The sequence below is a fragment of the Acidobacteriota bacterium genome, from assembly GCA_016716905.1.
Taxonomy (GTDB): domain Bacteria; phylum Acidobacteriota; class Vicinamibacteria; order Vicinamibacterales; family SCN-69-37; genus SYFT01.
In genome coordinates this window covers 1,212,614-1,237,943 of the sequence record JADJUS010000022.1, presented here as the reverse complement: position 1 = coordinate 1,237,943, position 25,330 = coordinate 1,212,614, and the positions used below count along the sequence as shown (strand labels likewise).

At 64.8% G+C, this 25,330-nt stretch carries 16 protein-coding genes and 1 pseudogene; 8 read left to right on the top strand and 9 right to left on the bottom strand.

Features of this window, described 5'->3' with window-relative positions; translation table 11 throughout:
- The first annotated feature begins 26 nt into the window (after positions 1–26).
- Positions 27–1,925 carry a beta-lactamase family protein gene (locus IPL75_21510; GenBank protein MBK9242774.1) on the top strand — a complete coding sequence of 633 codons (1,899 nt, stop codon included), beginning with the start codon at positions 27–29 and terminating at the stop codon, positions 1,923–1,925.
- Here the strand turns inward: IPL75_21510 and IPL75_21505 are convergent.
- The 4 genes from IPL75_21505 to IPL75_21490 all read right to left on the bottom strand — a co-directional run bounded on the left by IPL75_21505 (position 1,855) and on the right by IPL75_21490 (position 8,897).
- Positions 1,855–3,867 carry a VWA domain-containing protein gene (locus tag IPL75_21505; protein ID MBK9242773.1) on the bottom strand — a complete coding sequence of 671 codons (2,013 nt, stop codon included), beginning with the start codon at positions 3,865–3,867 and terminating at the stop codon, positions 1,855–1,857. The genes IPL75_21510 and IPL75_21505 overlap by 71 nt on opposite strands.
- 129 nt (positions 3,868–3,996) lie before the next feature.
- On the bottom strand, positions 3,997–5,727 hold the full coding sequence (gene ggt, locus IPL75_21500) for a gamma-glutamyltransferase (protein MBK9242772.1): 1,731 nt from the start codon (positions 5,725–5,727) through the stop codon (positions 3,997–3,999).
- A 108-nt stretch (positions 5,728–5,835) separates the two neighbouring features.
- A complete protein-coding gene (locus tag IPL75_21495; GenBank protein ID MBK9242771.1) occupies positions 5,836–8,529 on the bottom strand; it encodes an ABC transporter permease in 2,694 nt (897 codons plus the stop codon).
- Entirely contained in the window at positions 8,526–8,897 is a 372-nt protein-coding gene (locus IPL75_21490) for a PadR family transcriptional regulator (protein MBK9242770.1), read from the bottom strand. The genes IPL75_21495 and IPL75_21490 overlap by 4 nt, the downstream gene beginning before the upstream one ends.
- Before the next feature lie 154 nt (positions 8,898–9,051).
- On the opposite strand from IPL75_21490, the gene IPL75_21485 reads away from it, so the two are divergent.
- The 5 genes from IPL75_21485 to IPL75_21465 all read left to right on the top strand — a co-directional run bounded on the left by IPL75_21485 (position 9,052) and on the right by IPL75_21465 (position 17,759).
- Positions 9,052–12,000 (top strand): S9 family peptidase, encoded by a 2,949-nt coding sequence (locus tag IPL75_21485; GenBank protein ID MBK9242769.1) that lies wholly within the window; start codon positions 9,052–9,054, stop codon positions 11,998–12,000.
- A gap of 6 nt (positions 12,001–12,006) precedes the next feature.
- Positions 12,007–13,797 (top strand): HEAT repeat domain-containing protein, encoded by a 1,791-nt coding sequence (locus tag IPL75_21480; GenBank protein MBK9242768.1) that lies wholly within the window; start codon positions 12,007–12,009, stop codon positions 13,795–13,797.
- Positions 13,794–14,135 carry a hypothetical protein gene (locus tag IPL75_21475; protein ID MBK9242767.1) on the top strand — a complete coding sequence of 114 codons (342 nt, stop codon included), beginning with the start codon at positions 13,794–13,796 and terminating at the stop codon, positions 14,133–14,135. Before IPL75_21480 ends, IPL75_21475 begins: the two co-directional genes overlap by 4 nt.
- Positions 14,136–14,193: 58 nt before the next feature.
- A complete protein-coding gene (locus IPL75_21470; GenBank protein ID MBK9242766.1) occupies positions 14,194–14,733 on the top strand; it encodes a DUF4126 domain-containing protein in 540 nt (179 codons plus the stop codon).
- 1,481 nt (positions 14,734–16,214) lie between these two features.
- A complete protein-coding gene (locus tag IPL75_21465) occupies positions 16,215–17,759 on the top strand; it encodes a S9 family peptidase (protein MBK9242765.1) in 1,545 nt (514 codons plus the stop codon).
- Between the two features lie 39 nt (positions 17,760–17,798).
- Here the strand turns inward: IPL75_21465 and IPL75_21460 are convergent, their stop codons facing one another.
- Both IPL75_21460 and IPL75_21455 read right to left on the bottom strand, forming a co-directional pair.
- Positions 17,799–17,999, bottom strand: a complete 201-nt coding sequence (locus IPL75_21460; protein ID MBK9242764.1) for a hypothetical protein — start codon at positions 17,997–17,999, stop codon at positions 17,799–17,801.
- A complete protein-coding gene (locus tag IPL75_21455; protein ID MBK9242763.1) occupies positions 17,993–19,735 on the bottom strand; it encodes a carboxypeptidase regulatory-like domain-containing protein in 1,743 nt (580 codons plus the stop codon). Before IPL75_21455 ends, IPL75_21460 begins: the two co-directional genes overlap by 7 nt.
- 79 nt (positions 19,736–19,814) lie before the next feature.
- On the opposite strand from IPL75_21455, the gene IPL75_21450 reads away from it, so the two are divergent.
- Positions 19,815–21,155 carry a sulfatase-like hydrolase/transferase gene (locus IPL75_21450; GenBank protein ID MBK9242762.1) on the top strand — a complete coding sequence of 447 codons (1,341 nt, stop codon included), beginning with the start codon at positions 19,815–19,817 and terminating at the stop codon, positions 21,153–21,155.
- Positions 21,156–21,231: 76 nt separating this feature from the next.
- Here the strand turns inward: IPL75_21450 and IPL75_21445 are convergent, their stop codons facing one another.
- The 3 genes from IPL75_21445 to IPL75_21435 form a co-directional block, all read right to left on the bottom strand.
- Positions 21,232–21,738, bottom strand: coding sequence for a hypothetical protein (locus tag IPL75_21445; GenBank protein MBK9242761.1), 507 nt, complete (start codon positions 21,736–21,738; stop codon positions 21,232–21,234).
- A 233-nt stretch (positions 21,739–21,971) separates the two neighbouring features.
- The gene (locus tag IPL75_21440; GenBank protein MBK9242760.1) at positions 21,972–22,529 is read right to left on the bottom strand and encodes a hypothetical protein; all 558 of its coding nucleotides are present in this window, start codon (positions 22,527–22,529) and stop codon (positions 21,972–21,974) included.
- Between the two features lie 400 nt (positions 22,530–22,929).
- A complete protein-coding gene (locus IPL75_21435) occupies positions 22,930–23,259 on the bottom strand; it encodes an RNA-binding protein (protein ID MBK9242759.1) in 330 nt (109 codons plus the stop codon).
- A gap of 433 nt (positions 23,260–23,692) precedes the next feature.
- Here IPL75_21435 and IPL75_21430 point away from each other — a divergent pair.
- Positions 23,693–25,316 (top strand): annotated as a pseudogene (locus tag IPL75_21430) (ABC-F family ATP-binding cassette domain-containing protein).
- Positions 25,317–25,330: the final 14 nt, after the last annotated feature.

Genomic DNA, 25,330 nt, shown 5'->3' with positions numbered 1-25,330 from the left:
GTACACGACCAATGAGCATGGCAAGCGTGACGACGATTGTGGGAGGGGCGGCGGTGGCAGTGGCGCTCGCGGTCGCGGCCGCCCAGACGCACGCGCAGGTGCCGGCGTTACGAACCGGCGAGATCCGGCAAGGCGCGGAAGCCGCGCGCGTGGACGACTACCTGACGCGCCTGGTGCCGCATGGGTTCTCCGGCGCCGTGCTGATTGCGTCGATTCCCAAGGGCGGCAACTGGGCCACCGACGGCAAGGTCATGCTCAAGAAGGCGTACGGCCTGGCGAATCGGGAAACAGGATTGCCGTACACGGTGGATATGGTCTCGTGCATCGGGTCGGTGACCAAGCAGTTCACGGGCGCGGCCATCATGAAACTCGAAATGGCCGGCAAGCTGAACACCGCCGACCCGATCTCGAAGTACCTCCCCGGAGTGCCCGAGGACAAAGCCGGCATCACCATCCATCACCTGCTGACGCATACCGCCGGGTTCTCAGGTGATCTCGGCGGGATGGACGAAGAACCGATCGAACGCGACGCGCTCGTGGCGCGGGTGCTCGCCGCACCGCTCGTCGCGAAGCCCGGCGAACAGTTCGAGTACTCCAACGAAGGGTTCGCACTTGCCGGTGCGATTGTTGAGCGTGTGTCGGGACAAGGATACGAAGCGTTCCTGCGCGAGCATCTGTTTCTGCCGGCGGATATGGCCGACACCGGCTATCAGGCGCCGGCGTGGCCGCTGACGCGGCTGCCGATCGGCTACCGCGCCGACGGCCAGGCGTGGGGACGCACCCATAAAAACGGCTGGCTGCCGGACGGCCCGGGCTGGTACCTGCGGGCCAATGGCGGCATCCACGCGAGCCTGGACGACTTGTATCGCTGGCACCTCGCACTGGAGTCTTCGAAGGTCCTTTCGGCCGACGCCCGCACCAAGTACTTGACGGGCCATGTGCCGTCCGTTGGCGGCGAGCGGTACGCGTACGGCTGGGGTGTGCAGCAGTCGCGGCGGGGCGGCACGGTCATCACGCACAACGGCGGAAACGGGTTCTTCTTCACCGATTTTCGCCGTTATGTGGACGAGGGCGTCGTGATCATTGCGATGTCCAACCAGCCCGTAATTCCGGCCACGCAGCTCGCGCCACGGCAACTCGAGGCGCTCTACTTCAACGACGCGCCCGTGGTGATGCCGCCGATGGCTGTTGCCGTGCCCAGGGCGCAGCGCGACGCGCTCGCCGGAACATACACGACGGAAACCGGCGCGAAATTTGTGGTGCGGGCCACCGAGACCGCGATTGACGTTGAGGCGGACGACCCCACGCTGTTCGGGTCTGTTGGAATGTTGACACCGGCCGGCGGCAGGTTCGCGGACTTCGAGCAACGCACACTGCCGTTGGTCGACTCGGCAGCCAAGGGTGACTTCCGCCCCATCTACGAAGCCTTCAGGTTCGAAGATGGCCGGCCCTTCGCCACGGTGGAAACGAATCAGTCGCGCTACTGGCAGCAATGGCGCGCGCAGTTCGGCGAATACCAGCGAGTGGAATTGCTGGGCACCACCATCGTGCAGGGTGACCCGGCCGTGACCATTCGGCTGCGCTTCGAACGCGGCGGCCCGGTGCTGCAGTACATCTGGGGCCCGCGCCGGCTCGCGGGTTTCCGCGCGGTGCCCACCGCGCCCGTCGCCCTGACCGCAGAGTCCGCCTCGGACTGGGTGTTCTACAGCTACCGCCAGCCTCAGCTCACCCGCGTTCGGTTCGGCGAGGGCGGCACGCTGATTGTGGAGGCGCCCTCAGGAACGGTGACCGCGAAAAAGACGTCGGGTGTCTTTTTGCCCGTCAGCGCCAAAAAGACACCCGACGTCTTTTTCGCTACCGCAGCACCCGTATCGCCAGCAGCGTCGTCTGTTCCTGGCCGTTTGATTCGGCCGTCAGTTCGATGATGTAGTCGCCGGCCGCGATCGACGTCATGGTCATGTCCACCCGCGCCAACGTCGCTCCACCGCGTTCTTCCGAGACGACGGGTGGCGCGTAGGTGAGTGGATTTCCAGTCGTCTGCAGCAGTCGCGCTTTGAGCCTGATGGGCGTGGGTGAAGACACGAGCCACTCCACGCGCATCCGTTCGTTACGCTGAAATTGCCGATCGGCCACCGGCACATACGGCGCCGCCGGTGGTGACGCCGCCCGATACAGCAACGGCTCACCAAACGCCGTTGCTGGGTCCAGAACCACTCGAGCGCGATCCTCCAGCGTCTCGTCCCCGCGCTTGACGAGGACACGCACCTGCCAGGGCCCTGCATCACCTGCAGCGATTGGCAGACGTATTTCCGCACCGCGCGAGCCGGTCCGCATCTTTGTGGCGCCGGTCATCCCGGCGAGGGCGGGACCCGCTGCCGTTGACGGGCTGCCCTCGCTTGTCGCAAACACTTCCACGTCGGCGCCTTCGTACCATCCGCCCGATGTCGCGGTCCCGCTCGGCACCTCTACCGCGACGGCCAGCGCGCCTTCGCGCACCGCACCCTGCACGTGCACCTCCGCATCGTCTCGCAGGCGGGCCAGTCCTCCCAGCGCACGTTCGATTGGCGTGGGCCCCGCGGGCCGAGGCGGCGCGTCCGCAGCCGCGCGGATGGCGGCCATGTCCGCTGCACTCGGAGCCAGGTACTCGCGTCGCGCTCGAATCGTCTTGCCGGTTGATTTCAGGCGCACCTTGATCTCACGACGCCGCCCGTCCCACTTCGTGTTGCTGGTGTGGTAACCGAGCAGGTAGTACGCCGGCATGTCATTGACGATCTTTTTGAGGCCCGCATCGATGTCGTTGACGTTGACCACCGCGATGCCACCGGTCTCGTCGGCCAGTCGTCGCAGCGCCGACCCGCTGAACACGCTGGACGACGCGGTGAGCCCCATGGGGCTCACCGGATGGATGGCCACGTTCATGCGGCGGGCGAGGCGAATCAGATCGTCATAACGATCGGGATTCTGGAAGGGCATATCGCGCGCCAGCAGTTCACACGTGTCCACGCCCTGGGTCGGGTTGTAGGTGCCGAGTGACAGGCCGGTGGCGCCGGGCATGGGCCGCGAAATCGGCGGTTGGCCCTGGGGCATCGAGGAGCGCGACGAATTGCCGCCACCACCACGCTGGCCCCCGACGCCAGGCATGCTGTCTGAGACAAACACCAGGCTCTTTCGCTCATCGCGCAACGTGCCGAGGATGGCGATGATGCCCTCGAGGTCGCGATAGAGATTATCCAGCCGCCACCGCTGGACGCTGCCCATGCCGAAGCAGGAGAACAGTTTCTGCTCGATCGGATCCATTTCAAACGGGCTGCTGTGATCCAGGATTCCCAGGAACCGGCTGAGGCGCGCCTGTTCGGCCGGCGTGAACTTGCCGAGCACCAGATCGCTCGCCTCGTGGTTGGGCATCAACAGGCCGTAGAGATCGCGGGGCCCCACTTCCCGGGTCAACATGTCCACCAGGGGCTGCTGGATGTGGCGCGCGCTCGAACGGCTGAGGCGGTTCACGTAGACAACCACGACGCGATACCGGGGATCGGCCGCGAGGCGGTACGACTCACGCTGGGTTTCCACGGACGGCGGATCGATCCCGGGAGACCATCGTTCGTATTCGATGTACTCGGCTGAATCCAGCCGCTGCGGTTTGCCGTCTTCGGTGACTTCGAAGTCTTCAGCGGCAAGGCCGCGGGTGATCGACCCGTCTTTTTCTGTGGGGTAGGCGTCCACGCGCACGAAGTGGGAGTCGGTCCTGAAAACCGGCAACTGCCGTTCGGGCAGGGCCTGGCCCAGTTGCGGCGCACCCGAGACCGTTGTCGCCACGGCTGCCGCCACGCAAAGCGCCATCAGGCACGCGATCGTTCGAACACCCACGTCGAACCTCTTTCCAACAGGCTGGCTACGCCCCAGTCTACCCGGATCGGTATCGGTCCAGCACCGTCCGCGCTTCCAACCTGACCCACGTCGGGAATCATGCTGCTGGAGTACGCGGTGGCCTGACGTCTACTCGCGGCGGCTGGCCTTTGCGTCGGGGGAGCGCATGTCGGGGACGCCGTAAAAGACGCCCGTGTTGGGATGCACCCAGATGGTCTGGGCTGATCCCTGTGTGCCGCCCACACGCGCGTCATGGCCGAGCGCGATGAGTGCTTCGAGCGTGGCGGGCGGGATGCCGTTGGCTTCAATCGACAGTCGATCGGGCAGCCACTGGTGATGCATGCGCGGTGCCGCCACGGCCTCAACACCAGTCAGGCCCCACGCCGTGACTCCCAGCACCACATCAAGCGACGTGTTGATGATCGTTCGTCCGCCGGGTGATCCGGTGACCAGCACGAGTTTGCCCGACCGCGCGACGATCACCGGCGTCATCGAACTCAGCATCCGTTTGCCCGGGGCAATAATGTTGGCCGGCGTGCCAATGTCGCCGGTCAAATTCGTCGTGCCGGGCTTCTTGTTGAAGTCGCCCATCTCGTTGTTGAGGATGAACCCCGTCCCGGGCACCACCAGGTGTGAACCGTAACCGCCCTCAAGCGTGTACGTGTTCGACACCGCCATGCCGTTGCGGTCCACCACCGAGAAGTGCGTCGTTTCATCCGACTCACCGGCGGGCATGGTGATGATGTCTTTTCCAAGCTCGGCCGAAGACGAAGCCTTCGTCTTGCTGATGGTGGCGATCTGCTCGCGGGCATGTGGTTTCGAGATAAGCGTTGGAACCGGAACCTTGACGAAGTCGGGGTCGCCCAGGAAGCGGGCGCGGTCCAGGAATGCCCTTCGGCGCGCTTCGGTCGTCAGGTGAATGGCCTCGACTGAGAGCCTGGGCAGCTTCTGGATTTCCAGGGCCTCGAGCATGTTCAGCATTTCGATCAGCGCGATTCCGCCTGAGCTGGGCGGCGGCATCGAGATGATGTCGAATCCGAGGAAAGTGCCGCGCACCGCCGGGCGTTCCTTCGCTTCGTACGCCGCCAGGTCCGCCTTGGTGATCAGGCCGCCGTTTGCGGCCATGTCCTTCTCGATCAGATCGGCGATCCAGCCTTTGTAGAACGCGTCAGGCCCATCCACGGCAATGGCCGTCAGCGTTTTTGCGAGGTCCGCGAGGACGATGCGGTCGCCCGCCTTCCAGGGAGTGCCGTCGGGCTTTGCGTACGCGGCTACTGAGCCGGTAAACGCTTTCATTGGCCCGGCCACCTCGCGATTGAGTCCGCCTGCCAGCGACGCCGACACCACAAACCCGTCGCGCGCCAGGTTCGCGGCTGGCATCACCACGTCCTTCCATGGCAGCTTGCCAAACCGTGCATGAGCCATCGCCATGCCTCGCACGGTGCCTGGCACTCCTGGGGCGAGGTAACCGGCGGCCGTCAGGCCGCGGACGATTTCACCCTTCGCATCCAGATACATCGTCGGCGTCGATTTGCCGGGTGCGCGTTCGCGATAGTCAAACGTGGTGGCCGCGCCGTCGTCCGTGCGCACGATCATGAAGCCCCCGCCGCCGATGTTGCCGGCGGTTGGGTAGGTGACGGCCATGGCAAATGCCGTGGCCACGGCGGCGTCAACAGCCGTGCCTCCGCGCGCCAGCACCGCTGCACCGATGTCGGACGCGATGTCCGAAGAGGAGACAACCACGCCATCTTTGGCTGAGACGCCAAGGTCCGGCGCCTGCGCCCTGGGCCGCATCCCTGACGTGACCGACAGTGTGATGGCAAGCGCGACTGTGCCGACGAGCGACGTATTCGTTTTCATAGCAGTCTCCCCGCGCGCCGAGTCTACCGCATCTGCAACTGGGGAACTTAGGAACTGGGGAAGTGGGGAACTGGGGAAGTTAGGACTGCCGCGACCCCGGGACCCCGATCACTCTCGCAGCGCCGTCGTCGGTTCGACGCGCGCGGCGCGCCAGGCCGGGATCGCGCTCGCGCCTGCCCCGATGGCCGTCAGGCCGATGACCGAGAGCACGATGGTGAGCGGGTCCGTGGCGGTGAGACCGAAGAGGAGCGATTCTGCGTACCGGCTCGAGAACAGGGCCAGCCCCGCGCCGGCGATCACTCCGACCGTCACGAGCACCGCCGATTCGCGCAGCACCATGCGCAGGACCCGCCCGCGGCCCGCGCCGAGCGCCATGCGAATCCCGATCTCCTGCCGGCGCTGCTGCACCATGTAGGACATCACGCCGTAGAGTCCGACTGCTGCCAGGAGCAGCGCCAGTCCGCCGAAGAAGCCCGACAACATCGCCATCAGTCGCTCACGCCCCAGTGCCTCCGCCATCTGGCGTTCCAGGTAGGCCACAGTCACCAGCATGTTGCTGCTGACTCGGCCCGCCAGGGCCACCGCTTCGCGAGTGATGTTTGCGTCGGGGCTCGCCATCCGGACCAAGGTGGTGAGCGAGGCACCGGGGGCAGGGTCCTGCGAGTACGCGAGGAACACGAGTGGACTGTTCTCCGTGCGGACGTCGCTGTACTTGGTATCGGCCACGACGCCCACCACGTGCATCGCCAGGTTCGGTTCCCCGGGACCGACGTCAAAGTGGAAGACCCGTCCAATCGGATCGCGCCCTTTCAGGTAGCGCTCGACAAACGCGGCAGTCACCACGGCCACCTTGGGCGAGGTTGGCGTGTCCTGGTCGTTGAATGTGCGTCCGTTGAGCAACGGAATATCGAGTAACTCAAAGTATTCGCCACCGACCTGATTCACATTGGGATAACCCTCCTGGGGTTTCCCGTCGATGACCAAGCCCTGGTTCCAGCCGCCTCCACTCACAGGCACAATGCTGACCGGTGTGGCGCCCGTGATGCCGGGCATGGCCTTGATCCGCTCCAGCAATGACCGCTGAAATTCGCGCTGTCCTTCAGGCGCAACGTTGGCGCGGCGGAAGTCGAAGTCTGCGGCCACGATGCCCGCGGTCGTGAAGCCGACGTCCACCGTCGCCAGATTCTGAAACGTCCGCACGAACAGCAGGGCGCCGACCAGCAGGACCAGCGAGACCGCCAGTTGGCCGATGACGAGTGCCCGACGAAGCGTGAAGCGGCCACGACCGTCGGTGAGCCCTCGTCCGCTGGCGCGCATGGCGTTGACCGGGGCCGTGCGCGTCGCTCGAACGGCCGGTACGAGGCCGAACAGGAGGCAGGTCAGGATGGCCAGCCCGCTCGTGAAACCGAGTACCCGCCAGTTCTGCGTCAGGTCCAGCATCAATGGGTTTTGCGGGGTGCTCAGGAAGGAGAGGAGGACGGCGCTCAAGCCGTGGGCCAGCCACGCGCCACAGATCGCCCCGGCGGCGGCCACGATCAGGCTTTCAGACATCAACTGCCGCACGAGCGCCCAGCGCGATGCGCCGATGGCCAGGCGCACCGCCATTTCGTGTTCCCGCGCGCTGGCGCGGGCGAGCATCAAGCTGGCCAGATTCCCGCAGGCGATGAGCAGCACCAGGCCGGCCAGACCCAGCAATAGCAGGAGTGGCGTGCCATAGTCGCCGCGCAATGCGGAAAAGCCTTTGTCTACCGGTCCCGCCTTGAGGACGAACTTCTTGTAGTTGTCGGCATCGCGAGTCACGTATCCCGTGGGGAGCGTCGCGGCGAAGATCGGCGCCGACAGGGCCTTGAGTTCGGCTTCCGCGTGCTGGACGGTGACACCCGGTTTCAGCCGGCCGAACCCAGCGAGCCACCACCAGTCACCGGAGTCCAGCGCCGACCGCGCGAGCCCGCGCACCTGGCGCTCGGTACAGAGTGGCAGCGCCACCTCGAACTGGCGCCCGACCTCTACGCCGAAAAACGATGCCGGAGTCACACCGGCGATTTCAAACGCATGGCCGTCCAGGCGAAGGGTCTGACCGATCACGTCGGGGCGTCCCGCGTATTCCCGCTGCCAGAACGGATAACTGATGACCGCGGCGGGTGTCGGGCAATTCCGCCGATCCTCATCCGGCCCAATCAGGCGGCCCAGCATAGGCGTGACACCAAGCGTGGCGAAGAAGTTGCCGCTCACCCACAGGCCCTGCGCCGGCCGCGATTCGCCTGCGGTGGCGAGGTCCAGGACCACCGGTCCCCAAGCGGCAAGGCTAGAGAAGCTCTTCTGCTGGTCGCGGACCTGCTCGTACAACGGGTACGTCAACTGGGAGTACCGCGACGTGAACCGGCCGGTGCGACCGCCGTCTCCCGAATCGATGGTGATGCGCGCCAGTTCGTGCGGCGCCTCCACCGGCAACGTGCGCAGGCGCACGGTATCGATCAACTGGAAGATCGCCGTATTGGCTCCCACACCGAGGGTGAGCGACAGGACAGCGACGATCGTGAAAGCAGGTTGCCGCCACAGCACTCGCGCGCCATACCGGAGATCGCGCCAGGTGGTGTCGAGCCAGCCAAGTGTGTTCATGGTGTAGACCTCTTCGAGTACAAGCGTGCGATTGCCGAGTTTTCTGATCGCGGCTGCTCGGGCGTCCGCCGGAGACATGCCGCGCGCGATGTTGTCGTCGGTCTCGATCTCCACGTACGACTCGAGTTCCCGCCGGCGCTCCCGATCCCAACGGGCGCGCAGGATGTACCGCCACCAGCTCATTTGTCGGACCTGGACCCGGCCGGCGCCGGGCGAAGGACGCGGTTAACGGCGCCCACCAGCGCTTCCCACCGCGAGGTCTGGTGCGCCAATTGGCTCCGCCCGGCCGCAGTCAGGCGGTAGTAACGCGCGCGACGGTTGTTCTCTGACGTGCCCCAGAACGAGGCGATCCACTTCTTGTTTTCAATGCGGTGCAGGGCCGGGTAGAGCGAGCCATGTTCGATCTGGAGCACATCATCGGATTGGCGCTCAATCGCGTGCGCGATGGTGTGACCATGCGCGGCGCCCAGCACCAGCGTCTGCAGAATCAACAGGTCCAGCGTGCCCTGTAACAAGTCCCCGTGAATCGGCGTGCGTCCCCGTGGCGGCATTCGGCGCGTCCTCTCCCATAGATCATCTACCTGAGCAGCTTGGACGTAAGGAAGCGTGAAAAGGTTGTGAACTGGGGAACTGGGGAGCTGGGGAGCTGAGGAAGGACCCTGGACTCTGGACTCTGGACCTATAATTTGGCGCCAGGAGACGCCCGTGACTCAGTCCGCCAGACGTACCGCTCTCGTTCTTGTTCTCACCTTCATCTCGGCTTATGCGTGGGTGGGCGCGCAGGCGCCCGCCAAGAAGCCGTTGGGTATCGAAGACTACACGCGCTGGCGCAGTATCAGCGGCCAGGAAATTTCCGGCGACGGTAAATGGGTGACGTACGGAGTGGCGCTCACGAACACCGCGCCGACCGAGACCAAGCCGGTGCTTCACCTGTTGAATCTGGCCACGAACCAGGACGTCGAAGTGGCCAACGGGGCAGGCGGATCGTTTTCGGCCGACTCCCGGTGGTTCGCCTATCAGGTGGAGCCTGCTGCAGGCCGCGGCGGTCGGGGAGGCCGAGGCGGCGCTGCCGGAGGCGCACCGGCCCCGGCGCCGACCCCGGACGTGGCTGAACCTGCAGGCCAGGCGGCCCGAGGCGCCGCAACGCCGCCCGCTCAGCCCCGCCGAGTCGAGTTGAGAAACCTCGAGACGGGCGCGATCAAGTCGTGGCAGGACATTCAGTCGTTCACATTTGCCGCGAACTCCAGTCACTTGATTTTGCGCCGGCGGCCGCCCACGCCGGCTGGTGGCCGCGGCGCCGCGGGCGCCGAAGCCGCGGCTCCGGCCGCGCCGGCAGCTGGTGCCGCCGCCGCTCCGGCCGGGCCCAGAGGCGTGGACGTCGTCCTGCACAACCTCACCACCGGGCGCGATCAGCTCCTGGGGAGCGTGGGTGACATCTCGTTTAACCGCCCTGGTGATTTGCTCGCCTACACCGTGGACGCCACAGTCAAAGATGGCAACGGCCTGTTTGTGTTCGACACCCGGAGCGGGCGCATCACCACACTGGACAACGACGCCAAGTCCTACAACCGGCTGACGTGGAGCGACGATGGCGCCGCCCTGGCAGTGCTCAAGGGCGCCGATGTGGAGAAGATGCGCGAGCGCAGTAATGTGCTTGTGGCGTACCCGGCAGTGCAGGCCGCCCTCGGTGACGCCGTGGGGGTGCCAGTGATGCTGGACCCCGCCAAGGCAGCGGATTTCCCGAAAGATTGGGTTGTGAGCGATCGCGCCCCCCTCGCGTGGAGCCACGACAACAAGCGCGTGTTTTTCGGGATCAAGGAACAGGTGGAGACGGCCGACGCGGCGACGAGGCGCAGCACCGACGACCTCGCCAACGTGGACGTCTGGAACAGCGTGGACGAACGCATCCAGTCGCAGCAGATGATTCGCGCGGAGGTCGACAGGAATTTCACCTTCCGCACGGCGTTTGATGTGCCGGCAGCCAAAGTCATCAGGCTGACCGACGAGACGATGCGTGAACTGGAGGTGGCGCAGGATGGCCGCTGGGCCGTGGGCCGCGATACGCGCGGCTACATCCACGACTACAAACGCCCGGCCGCAGACTTCTACCGGGTCAACACGTCCACCGGCGAGCGCACGCTCATGTTCAAGAACCAATTGACCGGCGCCCACGCGTTCGGGATCTCGCCCGATGGACGTCACTTCCTGTATTGGAAAGACAACAAGTTCCAGGAGTACGAGCTTGATGCTGCCACCACCCGCACGCTCGGTGGATCGAGCGCGGTGAGTTTCGTGGACATGGAGTTTGATCACCCTGGCCCGAAGCCGTCGTATGGCCTGGCCGGCTACTCGAGCGACGGCAAGTCAGTCATCGTGCAGCATCGGTACGACCTCTGGCAGTTTCCGCTCGACGGTGGCGCACCGAAGAACATCACCAACGGCGTGGGCAGCAAAGGTGAAGTGCGGTTCCGGTACGCGCGCACCGAGCCGATCGACCCGCTCGCCGTGGGACCGCGCGGCACGATCGATCTCGGCAAAACGCTGACCCTCTCGGCCTATGGTGAATACACGAAGAAGGCCGGCTTCTACGAACTGACGCCCGACGGCTCACTGAAAGAGGTGGTCTTTGAAGACGCCGCGTTCAGCACTCCGGCCAAAGCCGCCAAGGCCGACACCTTTCTGTTCACGCGCCAGACATTCACGGAGTTTCCCGACCTTCGCGTGTCCGGTCCCAACTTCAAGGACGCGAAGAAGATCACCGATATCAATCCCCAGCAGGCCGAGTACCAGTGGGGACGCCGCGTGTTGTTTGACTACAAAAACCGCGACGGCGTGAGGCTGCAGGGCATACTCGCGCTCCCCGACGACTACAAGACGGGCGAGAAGCGGCCAATGATCGTGACGTTCTACGAGAAGAACTCGCAGAACATGCATCGGTACAGCGCACCCTCATATCTCACCGGCATGGGCTCCATGCCGATTCAGGCGGTGAGCCAGGGCTACATCACGATGTTGCCCGACATTCACTTCAGGACCGGCTCGTCGCACAGCGACATGCTGGAATGCGTGGAAGCCGCTGTGAAGAAGGTCATCGAGATGGGGTATGCCGACCCGAAGCGTATCGGTGTGCACGGGCACAGCTACGGCGGTGAAGGCGCCGCGTTCATCGGCACACGTTCGAAGATGTTCGCCGCCGTCGGTATGGGCGCCGGCGTGACCGACCTCACCTCGGACTTCAGCCAGAGCTGGGGATGGACGTATCAGGTGAACGGCGGCAGCGGCGCCAATGGCAACGACTACTACATCTACGGACAGGGCCGGTGGGGCGTCTCCCCCTGGGACGATCCCGAGCTCTACCGCTTCGAGTCGGCCCTGACGCACGCGAAAGACGCGCCGTCGCCGTTTCTCATCATGCATGGCACGGCAGACCCGACGGTTTCGTTCACCGAAGGCATGAACTTCTACAACGCCCTGCGCTACAACGGCAAACGCGCGGTCATGCTGGCGTATCCCGGAGAAGGACATGGCCTACGCGGCATGGCCAACCGCAAAGACTTGACGGTACGGTACTTTGAGTTCTTCGACCACTACCTCAAGGGGACGCCCGCGCCGAAGTGGATGACCGACGGCGTGCCCTTCCTCAACAAGAAATGATGTGACATGACACGAACTCGAATCGGCCTGCTTCTCGCCATCGTCGCGCTCGGGGGGTGCGGCGGTGCACGCGAGGCAGTCCAACTGCCGGGCACGGCTGCGAACCAGCGGCCGCCTCTGGCAGAGGTGGACATCGTTGATATCGCGCTGCTGGTGAAGCTCGAAGACACACGGCAGTTTGACGAAGTGGCGCTGGCACGGCTTCTTCAGTCGAAACATCCCGAGGTCAAACGCCGGGCCGTGGTGGCCGTTGGCCGCATCGCCGACCCGCGTGGAGGGGTGTTGCTCCAACCGCTGCGGCGTGACGAGAACCCGGAAATCGTCGCAACCGTCGCCTTCGCGACCGGGCAACTGAAGGACCCTGCGGGTGTCGCCTGGCTGGCACAGATGCTTCTGGCCAACCCCAACACGGGCGTGGCGTTTGAGGCCGCGCGGGGTCTCGGCAAGATCAGGACGCCAGAAGCCTGGAAGGCGCTGGCCCAGTATCTGACCAACGCCACCCGTGGGGCTGCCACAGAGGGGGTGGTGGGTGAGGCGCTCCTGTCGATGGGGCGTTATACAACTCGCGAAGACCTCGCGCCGATCGTCAAGTGGACGACTCCGACGACGAGCCCCGAAGTCCGGTGGCGCGCCGCATGGGCCCTGTTCCGCCCGCGCAATCCAGCCGCCGTGCCGCACCTGCTGAAACTCAGTGAGGATGCGTCACCTGACGTCAGATTCTGGGCTATGCGCGGACTGGCTCTGCCGCCTGCGCCAACGTCGACGCCGCCACCGGGAACGGCACCGCCCGTCGAGCCAGCCGCTGTCGTCGTCGATCGCGCGGCGACCGCAGCACGACTGCGCGCCGGCACGAAAGACACTGACCGGCGCGTGCGCACTGAAGCCCTGCGCGCGCTCGACGGGTACGACGATGAGGAGTCGTTTGGTGTGGTGTTGGCCGCGCTCGAAGACCCGGATACGTGGCTGTCAGTATCGGCCGCCGAACTTCTCGGCCGACACAAGGGTCGCGTGGGCCAGGTAGCGCCGCGCCTGGCCGCCGCGACGGCGTCGTCGAAGCCCGCCGCGCTGCGCCTCACGGCGTTCACGCCGCTCACACAGCTCGCGCCGCCGTTGGCGCTCGACGCCGCCGCCACGCTGTTGCGCGACCCGAGTCTGGCGATTCGCACATCAGCCACCCAGGCGCTGCGGCGCATGGGCCCGATCGGCCAGCAGTTCCTGGACCAGTTGGCCACCGACCCGACCATGAAGGACCTGCTCATCCCGGCTGCCCCGGCGGGCGGCGGACGTCAGGGCGGTGCAGCTGCGCCGGCACAACCGGTGCCTGCGCGCACCGATGCCGACTATCGCGCCATTGTCGAACGCTGGATTGTGCCTGCGTACAACGGCGCTCCCGCGCCCCGCGCGGTGTGGACCACGCCGAAGGGTGAAATCGAGCTGGAGCTCTACCCCGGCGAATCGCCGCTCGGCATGGAGGAGTTTGTCCGCCTCACCGAGTCAGGCGCCATTGTCGGCACGGTGTTCAGTCGTGTGGTGCCGAACTTTGTGGCGCAGCAGGCCACCATTCGCGGCGCCAATCGGCTGCGCGACGAGGTGAGCCGATTGGGGCTGACCCGAGGCAATCTCGCATGGGCGTCGTCCGGCCTCGATACCGGCAGGGCGGGCTACACGCTGGGCAGCACGCCACAGCCACACAACGAGGGCGACTTCACGGCACTTGGTCGCGTGGTGCGCGGCATGGACGTGGTCGATCATCTCGACATGGGTGATGCGGTCACGGCGGCGCGGATGGTGAGGTGAACGCCACCATCACGGTCGCGCGGCAGTCGCCCGACGATATCGGCATCCGACAGATCTTTGTCACGCTCGACGGTGAGCCGTTCGCGGTGCTGGTCAACGGCCAGAGCGTGACGAAGGACGTGGCCGCAGGCGAGCACCGCATGCGGTTGCACAACACCCTCGTCTGGAAGAACGTCCCGATCGATTTGAAGCCCGGCGAACACGCCCGCTTCCTCGTGACCAACCGCGCTGGGTGGGGCACCTACGCGCTGGTGGCCACGCTCGGCGTGGGTCCCATCTACCTGAAGGTCGAACGCTCTTCGGAGGCCGGGTCTTCAGACCCGGCATCACGCTTGTAATATGTCGGTGTGCTGACGTCCCCTGAACACGTCGCGGCTTTTCTTGTGGCCGTATGTTTTGCCGCAGGCCCTGAACGTGTACGGCACCGTTGCGGCGCTCGGGTTGGTGTCGCGCGCCGGGCTTGTGGTGCTGCCCGGTGACCTGGGCATTGTCCAGAGTTGGTGGGTGATCGGCGCCTGCCTCGCGATGTTTGTCATCGAGTTCGTGGCGGACAAAGTGCCGCTGGTCGATTTGGTCTGGAATGTCCTCCAGACATTCGTTCGCGTGCCAGTCGCGGGTTTGCTGGCCTATGGCGCGTTGCCGCAGCTCGACCCGGGTTGGCAACTGGCGGCCGGCGCTGCGGGCTCCGCGCTCGCGCTTCTGGCGCATTCGGGAAAAACCACGATGCGAGCGGCGGTCAGCGCATCACCGGAGCCGGCGTCAAACATCGGCTTGAGCCTCGCCGAAGATGGCGCAGCACTGATCCTCGTGTGGTTCGCCACGCAGTATCCCTATGTGGCGGCTGCGATGGTGCTGGTGATGCTTGTCACGCTCACGTTTGTCGTGCGCTGGATTTTCCGTCGGCTCAGGAAACTGGCCGGTCCACGGGTCGCCTAAGCAACCCCTGTACTGTTACCATTCCACCGGTTTCCCGTCTCGAACGTCTTTTTGGAGGTCCAGTCATGAAACGGATGCGCCGCCGCGTCGTTCTCGTTCTTCCCTGGTGTTTGTCGCTGCCGTGTTCGTGCCCGTTTCGGCACAGAACACCAGCAAACGTGCCATGTCGCTCGACGACATCCTGTCGTTCCGCGCCATGAGCACGGCAAGTCTCTCGCCCGACGGCAAGTGGTTCGCCTATCGTGTGGCGCCGCTCGAAGGCAACAGCGAGGTGATTGTGCGCAGCACATCAGGCGCGCAGGAATGGAAGTTCCCGGCTGGGGAAGGCGCGGGCCCGATGTCGTTCTCTGACGACTCGATGTGGTTTGCGACGTCCACGTCGCTGACCCGGCAGGAGGCCGAGGCGGCTCGCCGCGCGCGGCGGCCGATTCAGACGTCGGCGCTCATCGTGAACCTGTCGAACGGTGAAAAGGTGAGCGTGCCCAAAGTGCGCCGCTTCGCCTTCAACGGTGAAATGGGCGGCTGGATTGCGATGCATCGGTACGGTCCAGACGCCGCCGCTGGCGCAGGTGCGGCGCCAGCAGGCCGTGGCGCGGGCCCTGCGCCGGCCGCCGACGCACCGCGCGACACGCGACCGCGCGGCACAGACATGATCCTCCGTGAACTGAAGACCGGCACTGAGCTGAACGTCGGCAACGTGTTTGAGTTTGGCTTCAACAAGTCCGGCAAATACCTGGCGTTGAACATTGACGCTGCCGATCAGGCGGGCAACGGCCTGCAGATTCGCGACATGTCGGCCGGCACGATCACTTCGCTCGAAACCGACAAGGCGTTTTACGAGCGCATGTCCTGGACGACCGAGGGCGACGCCATTTCCATGCTGAAGGGCAGCGACGACCGCGCTTATCGTGAGCGCCTCTTCTCGGTCATGGGCTTCACGGGCTTTGGCAGCGGCACCCCGAAAAAAGTGGTGTACGACCCGAAGCAGGACAAGACGTTCCCGGCCGAGATGTCGATCAGCGGCAACCGGGCGCCGATGTGGACCGAAAGTCGTGATGCCCTGATCTTCGGCATTGCCGAGTTGACGAAGGTGCCGCGTCCGGCAGGCCGTGGCAACGCGGCTCCCGCCGAGGGCGCTGACGCCGCCGAGCCTGGTGCGCGTGGCGCCGGTCCGGCGCCCGCAGCGGATCCCGACGCCAGGCCCAATCTCGTGGTCTGGCACTACAAGGACCCGCGCCTGCAGTCGGCGCAACGCGTGCAGGAAAACCAGGACCGCAGCTTCAACTACGTGACCATGTATCGGCCAGGCGACAACACGATGGTGCGCATTGCCGACGATGAGGTGCCCGACATTCAGATCACGGGCCGTGGTCAGTGGGCCATCGGCACGAGTGATGCCGCGAGAATTAATGGCCAACCTCAACGGCCAGAGCTTCCGCGACGTCTACGCGATCGATACGAAGACCGGACGCAAGACCGTGGTGAAGAAGAACCTGCGCTGGACCAACACGGCGTCGCCGGACACCACGAAGTACCTCTACTACGAGAACAAGCACTTCCATGTGTTCGATGTGGCCACGGGTACGACGCGCAACATCACGGAAAAAGTGCCGACCTCGTTCATCAACATCGAAGATGACCACAACGTCGTTGACCCGCCGACGCAGGCGATGGGTTGGACGTCCGACAACCAGTACGTCCTGATCTCGGATCGCTGGGACATCTGGAAGGTGCCGGTGGCCGCCGGCGAAGCGGCCGTGAACCTGACGGTGAACGGCAAGAAGGATTCGATCCGATACCAGGGCCGGGTGCCGGGGATTTACCAGAACGAGCGCGGGATCGATCTGTCCAAGCCGCAGTACTTCTCGGTGATGGGCGAGTGGACCAAGCGCGCCGGCTACGGCATTCTCGAGCCCGGCAAGACCGGCCTCAAGATGCTGCTGTGGGAAGACGCGTCGATCACGGGCCTGCAGAAGGCGGAGAAGGGCGAGACCTGGCTGTATCGCAAGGAGACTCCCACGGTGGCCCCGCAGGTGTACGTGACGGATGCCACGCTGACGGCCGGACGCAAAATTGTGGACATGGCGCCCGAAGCGGAATCACTGGCATGGTCGGCCGGTGCTCAGCTCATCGAATTCAAGAACGACAAGGGTGAGCGCCTGCAGGCGTCGCTGTATCTCCCGGCCAACTACGAGAAGGGCAAGTCGTACCCGACGATCGTGTACATCTACGAGCGCCTGACGCAGGGCCACAACCAGTACGGCCGCCCGACGACAAACGGCTTCAGCCGTCAGGCGTACACCAGCAACGGGTACGCGGTGCTGCAGCCCGACATCAAGTACTACATCAACGACCCGGGCATGTCGGCCGCGTGGACGCTGCCTGCGGCCGTGAAGGCTGCGGTCGCCACTGGTGTTGTGGATCCGAAGCGTGTGGGCCTGCACGGCCACTCGTGGGGTGGCTACCAGACGGCGTTCACGATCACGCAGTCGGACGTATTTGCCGCGGCCATCGCCGGCGCACCGCTGACCAACATGATCAGCATGTACAGCATCATCTACAAGAACAGCGGCGGCACCAACGGCTCCATCTTCGAGAGCAGCCAGGGCCGTTTCACCACGGGCCCCTGGGCCAACTGGGAGGCGTATACGCGCAACTCGCCCGTGTACCACGCGGCGAAAGTGAAGACGCCGCTCGTCATCCTGCACAACGATCAGGACGGCGCCGTGGACTTCACGCAGGGCGTGGAGTACTTCAACACCCTGCGCCGGCTCGATAAACCAGTGGTCATGCTTGAGTACCCTGGTGAGAACCACGGTCTGGCGCGTCCCGCGAACATGCAGGACTACACGGTGCGCATGAAGGAGTTCTTCGACCACCACCTCAAGGGTGCGCCCGCGCCCGACTGGTGGAAAGACGGCGTGCCGCGCCTCAAGATGCAGGAGAACCTCGACCAGCGGCTGAAGGTGCGCGAGGAAGAGAAAAAGAAAGCGACGGCCGGATCAGGCGGCGGCGGAGGGAATTAGGGGTCCAGGAGTCCTGGGGTCCTGGGGTCCTGGGGTCCCTCAACGACCCGCGCGGAGGTCGCGTGTGGCCCGGTCACCATCGCCGATGGTGACCGGGACACCCGATGCGACCAGTGCCTTGAGGAACTCCGCGTCGTTCTGCATGCCGGACTCGAAGTCTGTAACCAGGCCCACCACGTAATTACCGGGTGGCAGACTCACCGTATACCGGCCCGCCAGGTTCGCGCGTGTCGTCACCACGCGGCGGGATCCTGGCCGCCAGTGGTCGGGGTCACTGCTGGCCACGATGACGGTGTCTCCGACGCATCGTAGTCGCTCCCTGCCGTGATCAGACCTGACAATTGCGAAGACCTGTCGGACACGAGGACCTGAATGCCCTGGATGTCTTCGTTTCCCGACACATCGAGATAGGTGTCGAGCAGTTCCGCGCCTCCGAGCCGCGCGGACCGCACCGGAAGCGATGCCGAGATGACGTAGCGGCCTGGCGGCACGTCCTGAATGGTGAAGCGTCCGGATGGGTCAACCGGTGTTGTCGGGAGGGCACCCATCACCGGCGGCTCGCCTGGTGCATTCTGAATTCGAACCGTCACGGTGGGTTGGGATTCCTGGTGGCGAGTCATGTCGACCGTCATTTGGCCAGAGACGCTCCGCCCAGGCCGCAGGTCCAGCGTGACTGGAACGGACATGTCGTCGGCCACGGTCACGGTCGTGCGCGCAGTCAACCTGGGCTGCGGTGTGCCGGCCGCCGCGATGCCTGAGGGTGACGGCGTGTTGGATTGAGTGATGAGGCTCGCGACAACAGTGTAGGTCCCCGGCTGAAGGTTCGAAATCGTGAAGCGCCCATCCGGGTTGACTGATGCGCCATTCGTCGATCCGGTGAAAGGTTCGCTGTACGACATGATCTGGACCCGGCTCGGCGCTCCCTGTGCCGCAGGCATGTTGGTGACCATTCCGGTGATCGTCGAAGCACGCAGTGGGCGTACCTGTATGTCGATGCCGGCATGTTCATCGCCGCCCACTACACTCACCCGAGTGCCCGCGTCAGAGCTGATGGCGCTGGGCGCATAGGTCGGCAGGAATCCGGCCGGCTGCGTGATCGTCCGCTGCGCCGGGGCGGGGATGCGCACCATCGCCGGTTGCCCGGCGGTGCCCTGTTGCACCGCACCGCTCGCCACGGCGCGATCGATCTGGGCGGCCTCCTCGAGCGCCATGTCATTCTCGAAGTTCGTTTGCGGCTGGGCCGACACCGCATACGTGCCTGGCTGCAGGCCGTGCATACGATAGACGCCGCGGTCGTCGGTGGTCGTGGAGTTCTGCGCCTGCATACGCGGGCCATTCGCAGACGGCATCATTCGCCAGACCTGCACGCGCGAGTTCACGAGAGGCGCTCCGTTGTCGTCAAAGACCGCACCGGTCACGACACCACCCCGCACCATTTTGATGTCCAGTTCGACTTTTTGCCCGTCAACCACTTCGAACGGTCGCCCAGGGCCCGCCGGCTTGCGCTGACCGGCGGCGCCGTTCAGGTACGACCGATGCGACACGGTGAGCTGGTATTTGCCGGCCGGGAGGTTGCGGAATACGAAGTTGCCCTGCGCGTCTGTGATGCCCGAACGGCCGGCATTTGTCATCTGGCCGCCGGAGATGTTTGTTGAAACGCCGGACGGCAAGGTCACCGACATGCCGACGGAAACGCCCCCAGACCGCCCCGGCCCGGTGCCGCCAGCGCTTGGAGGCTGCGAGCTCAGCGCCATGCCGAAAGCCGTCATGCCGGACAAATTCAGCCGGGCCTGGGCCACCGGCTGGCCGCTCTGCGCATCCACGATCCGTCCCACAATCGACGCGGTGCCCACGGGCACCTGCCGGGTGTTCGGTTGCGGCGTTGCGTCTCGCTGCTGACTCCGCACGCTCACCCCGGTGCCGACCAGACAGGCAAGCGCGGCGCCACACGTGACAACGCCAGTTCTCAGACGCATCCGAACCTCCCGCAGTGGTTGGACACCGAGTGTAGCCGGAAAGTTGGGCGACCCCATGGCACAATGCCCGCCACCGGACATGAGCGGCCCCACCAGACGCGAGTTTCTCCAATCGGCGCTTGCGGCCTCCACCCTGTTGGCCGCCGGGGGCGCGCTGGCCGGCTGCGGATGGCGCCGAGGGGGCCGTCGTCCCCACATCATCCTCGTCATGTGCGACGACCTCGGATACGGTGACGTCGGATTCACCGGCGCGACGGCCTACACGACGCCCCACATCGATCGCATCGCTCGAGAGGGCATGGTGTTGCGTCAGGCGTACTCTGCCGCGCCGGTGTGTTCACCGACGCGTGTGGCGCTGATGACCGGCCGCTACCCGGCCCGCGATCCTGCCGGCTTGCACGAACCGCTCACCACGCACCCGATCGGACTGACGCCTTCCCCAACGACCTTGCCGCGTCTACTCAGGGACGCAGGCTACCGGACCGCGCTGGTGGGAAAGTGGCACCTTGGCACGGCGCCTGATTACCATCCGCTGGAACACGGCTTCGACGAGTTCTACGGATTCCTCGGAGCCGGCGGCGACTACTTTACGAAAGAAGACTCCGGGTACAGGCGCCCGCTGTTTTTCGACAACCGCGAACCGGTCACCACCGACGGGTACATGACCGACCTGCTCACCGCGCGCGCGGAGAAAATCATCGCGACGCGCTCTGAGGCGCCGCTGTTTCTCAGCCTCCAATACAACGCGCCTCACTGGCCATGGCAAGGCCCTGCCGATCACCGTCGTCCTTCCGTGGACGACTGGAAGGCCGGAGGCTCGCCAGAAGTATTTGCCGCGATGATGCGGAGTCTCGATGATGGCGTGGGCCGGGTGCTGGCGGCGCTTGACGCCGCGGGAATGTCGAATGACACCTTACTCGTGTTCACGAGCGACAACGGCGGCGAGCGGTTTTCGCATATGGGCCCGTTCAGCCACGCAAAGATGACCGTGGGTGAAGGAGGGCTGCGCGTCGCAACCGCCGTGCGCTGGCCTGCGCGGATTGCCGCAGCCAGCCACTCGGATCAGGTTGCGGTGACGATGGATTGGACCGCGACGTTTGCTGCGTTGGCCGCCGCACCGGCTTTGCGGCCGCTCGACGGCATCAGCCTGCTGCCGGCGCTGGGCGGCGCGCCCTCGATACCGCGCACATTGTTCTGGCGCGTGACGCAGCGGCGCCAACAAAAGGCCGTGCGCCACGGTGACCTCAAATACGTGGAAAACGAGGAGGGAGCGCACCTCTTTGATTTGGCGGCGGACCCTGGTGAGCGCACCAACCTGATCGGGGCAAATGCCGACGCCGCCACCGATCTCCGAGGCCGGCTGGCCACATGGGAGTCTCAGATGCTGCCGCCGGTGCCGCTCGAAGAGCGCTACCGGTAGTTGGGCCTCGGGCTTGAGGAACAGCCCGAGCTACGTCCGACCTCCTCGGGCTTGAGGAACAGGCCGAGGCCTGCAGCTAGAAGAAGATGAAGTGCCCGCCGCCTCCGCCGAATCGGGGGTTCACGACGCTATTGAAGATGGAGCCGAAGCTGTAACTGATGCCAAAGCCGAGGTTGTAACTGTGCCCGGTGGCCAGTTGCCGCCGGCGCAGCAACACCTCTTCAGGTGTGGCCCCGCCTTTGCGCAGCGAGATCTGGTCGCGGATGCGATCGTAGCCGCCGTACAGATTGAATGAAAATCCCTTGAACAGGCGAACGTCCGCGCTGGCGTACGTAGAAACGCGATGTCGCGCGGGCTCATTGAGGTGCTGCGAGACGGTGACGCTGGCGTACATGGAGCCCCAGGGCTGGCGCAAGCTGACTTGTGTGGCGAGAGAGTGGTCCGGCACCGTCTCTTTCAACTTGTCGAAGATCGTGGCGTCCTTGTAGTCGTAGTGACTGGCGCCGATGGTGTAAAGCGTAGTCAGGCTCCGTCGGGACGACTCGCTGTAGGGAAAGAAACTGAATTCCAGGCCGGGCGCCACAGTGAAGACGCGGTCGCTGTTCGAGAAACTCGAGGTGCGACACGGACGCGCGACCGCCGATGGACCACCTGGGTCCCAGGCTCTTCACGACGAGGGAGTTGACGCTCCAGCTGTCCGATGTGCTTTCAATCTTTCCCCCGTCCTCTTCCCGAGATCAAACACACTCTTGTTGTAGCTGCCGCTGGTGGAGAGGTTGATCTTCCACGCTTCGGTGGTGCGGTTGGCCGAGAAACTCATGCGGTACGAGCTGAAGTTTGCCGATTCCTCGCCATCGCGATTGCCGCTGAGGTTCGTGCGGAAGACCCAGTAGTTCCAGGATCCTTCGCCGGCAGGGCAGCTTTCGCCTCGGTGGGTTTCACCCACTGCACGTCGAGCTGGGCACCCGCCGATGAGTCCACCGCATAGGAGGCCACGCCGAGTTTGAAGATGCGGGTGAATTCCTTGCGGCGTTCGTCGCTCGTGGCCGTTTGCGCCGTGTTGAACGTCAGTGTCCGATCGACTTTGTCGAAGCGTCCCAGGCCGATGAATTTCGCGGTCCATGCCGTGCCACCGCCGCCTGTGCTCTGAGTGGTGACCAGCAGGTGAAGGTCCGCAACCGCACGGTCTCGAACATAGTCAACAAACTGAACGTTCTGCCTGAGGTACTCCGTGTCGCACTCATAGCAGTCGACAAAGACCCGGAGTAACTGTGGCTGGGTGGGCGAAGGCTCGGCGGTCTGCGCGCGCGCAGGAATGGCGAGGGCACTGCAGATAAGGCACAGCAGCGCCAGAAGCGTGGATCGGGTTGTCATTGATGGGGATTAGACGCGTACGCCCATCCCCGGTTTGGTAGTGACCGATACCGAACGATTCGGGGTCGGTCTACTGATGGCTAGGCTTCTGCGGCCTTGGTCGCTTTGGTGGCCTTCTTGCGGCGGGTGGCCTTGGCCTTCTCCGGCGCGGGTTCGCTCGAGGGGCGAGCGCCACCATCGTGGTCACGAACCGCTTGAGGCCGTGGTTGTCGAAGTCGATCACTGTGTGATGCGTGTCGGCATCAGTGACCGTGCCCGGTCCGTAGTTTGGCTGTGACACTCGCGCGCCTTTTGAGTACACCTTCACTGAGGACCTCCGGAAATCGCCTGCTGGGTCGTGCCTGAAAAACGAATGACCCGGTCGCCCATGGCGACCGGGTCCAGAATATGCCGCGTGGTCTTACCAGCGCGGTTCGCGACGACGATTGCCGCCGCCACCAGCGCCGCCGCCGTAGCCGCCGCCACCGCCGCCACCGAACTGGGGCTTCGGACGCGCTTCGTTCACGGCCAGGTTGCGGCCGCCCATCGGCTGCTCGTTGAACTGCTCAATGGCCTTCTGCGCATCCGCATCAGTCGCCATTTCGACGAACGCGAATCCGCGCGCACGGCCCGTGGCGTTGTCACGGACAACATTCACGGTGTCAACGGCACCAGCCTGGCTGAACAAGTCACGAAGCTCGTCTTCGGTGGTGGTGTAGGGGAGATTACCGACGTACAGTTTACGACCCATGATCGACTCCTGCGCCAAGACGACCCCTGCGGGCCGGGCGCCTCATCAGGCTGAATGCCCGATCAGTTGCTCGCGGAAGAACAGCCGGAACGGACTCCCGTTCCACTTGCGTAGTGCGATCACGTGGGGGTTCTGATACCAGGACTTCCAACGCGGGCATAGCTCGGAGGCCAACCTTCAGCGGAAACCACAGGTTAGCAGGGTACGAGGAAATCGCAAAGACCCGCCTTGCCCGGCCGCGTAAATGGCGAAATGGCACAAATGTCCGAAATGGCGAAATTCTGGAACCTGCACTCCTGTCATCCTTCTTCTGGTTTCCCCCACGCTGGATCTGACTCCGGGACCCGCCTCCGCCGCTCTGCGGCTACGGCGTGGCAAGCCCCAGGACCCCAGGACCCCGACATCCGTCTCGCCACTCCGATAGGATCATCCTGTGATTTCGTTTTCCAACATTTCCAAGCAGTACGGCAAGCAGCTCCTGTTCGTGGAGGCTAACTTCCAGCTCAATCCCGGGGACAAAGTGGGCCTGGTGGGGCCGAACGGGTCGGGCAAAACCACTCTTTTTCGCATGATTGTGGGCGAAGAGAGCCCGGAAGAGGGCGACGTGACGGTGCCCCGGAAGCTGACCGTCGGGTACTTCCGCCAGGACGTTGAGGAAATGGAGGGCCGGTCGGTCCTTGACGAGGCCATTGCCGGGAGCGGGCGTCTGGGCGACCTCCACCACGAACTCGAGGCCCTCCAGGTGGCCATGGGCGACCCGGCCCGGGCCGACGAGATGGACCGCATCCTGGAGCGTTTTGGCGAGGTGCAGGAAGAATACGACCATCTCGGGGGGCTACGGCCTTGAAAGCCAGGCCCGCGAGGTGCTGCACGGCCTGGGGTTCAGCGACAGCCGGATCGACGGCGACGTTGGTGCCTTGTCGGGCGGCTGGAAGATGCGGGTGGCGATGGCGCGAGTCCTGCTCGGCCGCCCGGACGTCCTGCTGATGGACGAGCCCACGAACCACCTCGATATCGAGTCCATCATCTGGCTCGAAAGCTTCCTCAAGTCCATGCCGGGCGCGCTCTTCATGACGTCGCACGACCGCGAATTCATGAACCGCATCGTCTCGCGCGTGGCAGAGATCGCTGACGGCGAGATCACGGTGTGCGCCGGCAACTACGATTTTTATGAGCGCGAGCGTGCGGTGCGCGATGCCAATCGCGAGGCCGCGTACGCGCGGCAGCAGGCGATGCTGGCGAAGGAGCAGCGATTCATCGATCGTTTCGCTGCGCATGCGGCCAAGGCGGCCCAGGTGCAGAGCCGGGTGAAGGCGCTCGACAAGATCGAGAAACTCGAGTTGCCGAAGAAGCGGAAGGTGGTGGACTTCGACTTCCGCCAGCCGCCACGGTCCGGCGACAAAGTCGTCATGGTCGAGGATCTGCACAAGGCGTACGGCAAGACCGTGGTGTACGACGGGCTGTCGATGACCATTCAGCGCGGTGAGCGTTGGGCGGTGATGGGCGCGAACGGCGCGGGCAAGACCACACTGTTGCGTATGATCGCCGGCGCGCTTGAGCCCGACTCGGGCCAGGTGCGTATCGGCGCCAGCGTGCAGATGGGCTACTTCGCGCAGCAGGCGCTGCAGCTCCTCGACCCCGACCGCACCATCTGGGAGCAGGCGCAGTACGACTTTCCGGGCGAGACCGTCGGCGCGTTACGCGGGCTGCTCGGCGCGTTCCAGTTTTCGGGTGACGAAGTCGAGAAGAAGATCCGGTCACTCTCGGGCGGCGAACGGTCCAGGCTCGTGCTGGCGCGCATGCTGATGTATCCGCCGAACCTGCTCGTGCTCGACGAACCGACGAATCACCTCGATCTGGCGACCAAGGACATGCTCATCAAAGCGCTCAAGGACTTTGAGGGCACCATGGTCTTCGTCTCGCACGATCGATCATTCCTGCGCGGCCTGAGCACGCGGGTGCTGGAACTGAGCGGCGCCGTGCCGCACCTGTTTCCGGGGTCGTATGTGGAATACGTTGAGCGCACGGGCCATGAAGCGCCTGGGATCCATTCGTGACACCCGCCACCAGT